Origin of the sequence: Blautia sp. AF17-9LB, from assembly GCF_003479185.1 — a bacterium.
In the GTDB taxonomy this organism is placed as follows: domain Bacteria; phylum Bacillota; class Clostridia; order Lachnospirales; family Lachnospiraceae; genus Fusicatenibacter; species Fusicatenibacter saccharivorans.
This window is the reverse complement of sequence record NZ_QUGU01000034.1, coordinates 1-4,032: the sequence shown is the minus strand read 5'-3', so window position 1 is coordinate 4,032 and position 4,032 is coordinate 1. Positions and strand designations below refer to the sequence as shown.

4 protein-coding genes and 1 pseudogene are annotated in these 4,032 nt (G+C 56.1%); all 5 read left to right on the top strand.

Translation table 11 applies throughout. The features are described from left to right. A pseudogene (locus DWX00_RS19285) lies at nt 1-327 on the top strand (VirB6/TrbL-like conjugal transfer protein, CD1112 family); the annotation flags it as partial. A gap of 43 nt (nt 328-370) precedes the next feature. After that, nucleotides 371-793 (top strand): SpoVG family protein, encoded by a 423-nt coding sequence (locus DWX00_RS19280; protein WP_117613993.1) that lies wholly within the window; start codon nt 371-373, stop codon nt 791-793. Between the two features lie 9 nt (nt 794-802). Then, entirely contained in the window at nt 803-1,456 is a 654-nt protein-coding gene (locus DWX00_RS19275) for a DUF7007 domain-containing protein (RefSeq protein ID WP_015567065.1), read from the top strand. A gap of 44 nt (nt 1,457-1,500) precedes the next feature. Continuing rightward, nucleotides 1,501-1,887, top strand: a complete 387-nt coding sequence (locus DWX00_RS19270; protein WP_003500106.1) for a PrgI family protein — start codon at nt 1,501-1,503, stop codon at nt 1,885-1,887. Nucleotides 1,888-1,906: 19 nt separating this feature from the next. Continuing rightward, nucleotides 1,907-4,006, top strand: coding sequence for a VirB4-like conjugal transfer ATPase, CD1110 family (locus DWX00_RS19265; RefSeq protein ID WP_442857811.1), 2,100 nt, complete (start codon nt 1,907-1,909; stop codon nt 4,004-4,006). Nucleotides 4,007-4,032 lie beyond the last annotated feature (26 nt).

Sequence of the window (4,032 nt, the reverse complement as noted above, 5' to 3'; positions counted from 1 at the left end):
TTCTCGGAAACCTGCCATAGTGATATGGTAAGGCGTCGGGTTCTTACCCTACTACTCACAAGTTTAGCTCCTATCCCGTTTGCCACAGTCCCCAACAGGGAAACCGGACACATGGGGCAGAACTATTTCCGCTCCCTCTTTGCGGTGGGCTTTCAAGGTCTATTGATCTTAGTCTGTGTCGCCATCTATGCGGTGCTGATCCAGAGTATCGCCACCGACGGCGACCCCATCGGGGCGATCTGGGGCTGTGTGGGATATACGGTGCTGCTGTGTTTTACCTTATTCAAAACAGGCAGTCTTGCAAAATCCATCTTCGGCTGCCATTAAGAGACTTCGGGCCATGCTGACCCGAAGCGGAAAGGAGAAATCCATGCAGGAAAAAACTGCGGGCGGAACACCAGCCGCCCCTATAAAGCTGGATGTAAGCGTGCGGGTCATCGAACCTGTGAAAAACCTCATGGGCTTTGCCAGCGTGAAATTCAATGACTGCTTTGTGGTGGAAAATCTGAAAATCGTACAGGGCAGCAAGGGGCTCTTTCTTGGGATGCCCAGCCAGCCGGACGGAAAAGGCGGCTACCGGGATATGGCCTACCCTGTCACAAAGGAGTTCCGGGAACAGCTCAATACCGCTGTTCTGCAAGCCTATGAGGCAAAGCTGGAACAGATGGCGGAGCGCGGCTCTGTGGGGCGTGCGTCCATCAGCGACCAGCTCAAAGCCGGGAAAGCGGCTGCCGAACAGGCAAAGGCAGAGCGGCCTCCGAAGGAAAAGCCCAGCCGCAGTGCAGAGCGTTGACCTCGGGCCATGCTGGCACGAAGCAGAAAGGAGGCGGGAACCATGCCACGCAAACGGACGGGCTATGACGCGGCCTGCTATTACGACGGAAAACTGCTGGGCCGCTGTACCAAAGCGGACAGCGACGCCTATACCCTGTTGATGAACGCCTGCGGCGGGGAGGCTGCCCGTGTTCTTCGGGAATATGCCTATTTTTCCCCAGAACTGAAAGCCATCTTGGAAAAGGCGGCGCTCATGCAGGCGGACCGGAGCCGGACGGGCGGAATGTTCCATGCGCCGAAAAGCTCCCCGTGGGGCGAGGTGCAGAATTGTGAAACCCTCTGTCCGGGGGTGTTTCTGGTATCTACCGCCAGCCACGGCGGAACGATGGTGGCAAACGAGGTAGCCGCCGTTCTCTCCCCAGCGGCCAAAAAATGCGGCTTCAAGGACAAGGGCTATATCTGCTATGAGGAGGACGCACAGGAAAGCGTAGTGCTCCGGGAGCTGCTGGACAAAAAGCTGTGGAAAATCCCTGACCGCATTAAGGACAAAGGACAGTTTGAAGAAAAACTCAATCAGTCCATCCGGCAGTATCACCCCGAATACTGGCGGGCAAGGCAGAGCGGACGAGAGGCCGCCGAAGCTGCCCGCAGCACAGCCCCGGCCAAAGAGGCCGCAAGATAACCTCGGGTCATGCTGGCCCGAAGCAATAAAGGAGGTGTACCAAAATGGCCTATGTACCAGTACCAAAAGACCTTTCCAAAATCAAGACAAAGCTGGCCTTCAATCTGACGAAGCGCCAGCTTGTTTGTTTTTCCAGCGCGGCGGCGGTGGGCCTCCCGGCCTACCTGTTTTCCCGTGGCAGTATCGGGAACAGCGCCGCCATGTTCCTGATGATCGGCCTCATGCTCCCGTTCTTCTTTCTGGCTATGTATGAACGGGATGGCCTTCCGCTGGAAAAAGTGCTGAAAAACATCATCCGCACCCGGTTCCTCTATCCCCGGGTGCGGCCTTACAAAACCGAAAACTTCTATGCGCTGCTTAGCGCCAGAAAGGAGGCGCAGCCGATTGCGAAACAACAGAAGGGCCGGAAAGCCCGCAGGCAGAAAGCCTGAAAAGCAGGGCCTTACCGGCCTGTTCACGAAAGGAAAGAACATTCCCACCACCGCCCAGCAGACCCTCCCTTACCGGGAAATGTACCGGGACGGGGTGTGCCGGGTAGCGGACCGCTATTACACCAAAACCATTGAATACGAGGACATCAACTACCAGCTCGCACAGTCCGAAGATCAGGCGGCCATCTTTGACGGGTGGAGCGCCTGCCTCAACTACTTTGATAGCAGCCTTCCGTTCCAGCTTTCCTTCCTCAACCACCGGAGCCGCCCGGGCAGCCGGTACAGCGTGAACATCCCCATGCAGGACGATGATTACAACAGCGTCCGGTGTGAGTATGTGGAAATGCTGGAAAACCAGATCGCCAAAAGCAACAACGGCATTGTCCGCACAAAGCTCCTGACCTTCGGCGTGAATGTGGACGACCTTTCCACCGCCAGGGCAAGGCTGGAACGTGTAGAGGCGGACATTTGCGGGAACTTCAAAAAACTGGGCGTCAAGTGCCGCTCCCTTTCGGGGCTGGAACGGCTGGAGCTTCTTCATGGGCAGCTCCACCCCGGCAGCGGCTCCCCCTTCCGGTTTTCATGGGATATGATCCCCAAAACCGGGCTTTCCACCAAAGACTTTATCGCCCCGGACAGCTTCGACTTCCGTTTCAGCCGTCTGTTCCGGGTGGGGACGACTTGGGGCGCTGCCTCCTACTTGCAGATTTTGGCCTCGGAGCTCTCGGACAAGCTGCTGGCGGAGCTTTTGGAAATGGATGCGGAAATGACCATCACGCTCCATATCCAAACCGTCGATCAGGCCGCCGCCGTAAAATCTATCAAGGCCAAAGTCTCCGACATTGACAAGATGAAGGTGGAGGAACAAAAGAAGGCAGCCCGGTCAGGGTACGACATGGACATACTTCCACCCGATCTTGTAACGTACAGCAACGACGCAAAGACCCTTCTGGAAGATTTACAGAGCCGGAATGAAAGAATGTTCCTGCTGACCTTCCTTGTGGTAAACATGGCCCCGACCCGCCGGGAGCTGGACAATGACCTGTTCACGGTGTCCGGTATCGTCCAGAAATACAACTGCACCTTGAAGCGGCTGGACTTCCAGCAGGAGGACGGTTTTCTTTCCAGCCTTCCGCTGGGCCATAACGGCATTGAGATCAAGCGCGGCATGACGACCAGCTCCACGGCCATTTTCGTTCCCTTTATGACGCAGGAGCTCCGCATGGATGGCGAAGCCGTCTATTACGGGCTCAACGCACTTTCCCATAACGTCATCATGGCCAACCGGAAAAAGCTCAAAAACCCCAACGGCCTGTTCCTCGGCGTGCCGGGCTCCGGCAAATCCTTTGCCGCAAAGCGAGAGCTTGTGAACGTGTTCCTTGCCACCCGTGACCGGATTATTGTGGTTGACCCGATGGGCGAATACTCGCCCCTTATCAAGCGGCTGGGCGGTCAGGTCATCGAGATAGCCCCGGACAGCCCCCACCACATCAATCCGATGGACATTGACCTGAGCTTTGACGAGGAAAACCCGATGGCGCTGAAAGCCGACTTTATCCTGTCACTGATGGAGCTGATCGTTGGCGGTAAGGATGGCTTGCAGCCGGTGGAGCGGACCGTCATTGACCGCTGTGTACGCCAGATGTACCGGGAACACTTGCAGGACCCGGAAACAAGCAAAATGCCGACCCTCCAAACCCTGTATGACCTGCTCTGTTCCCAGCCGGAGGGCGAGGCGGTACGGCTGGCAACTGCCCTTGAAATCTATGTGTCGGGTTCCCTTAACGTGTTCAACCATGAAACCAATGTGGACCTGAACCGCCGTCTGGTATGCCTTGACTTAAAAAAGCTGGGGGCCGGACTTCGGACGATTGCCATGCTCATTATGCAGGACTTGGTAAACTCGCAGGTGTCCATGAATTTCCTGCGCGGTATCGCTACATGGTGCTACTTCGACGAATTTCATGTGCTGCTCCGTGACCGTCTGACGGCAAGCTATTGTGTGGCGATCTGGAAAATGCTGCGAAAAAAAGGGTGCGTTCCCAGTGCTTTAACGCAGAACGTAAAGGATTTTCTGGCAAGCCCGGAGATTGAGAACATCTTTGGTGCGACACGTTGACGCACAAACATCACGCTATGAGGGTA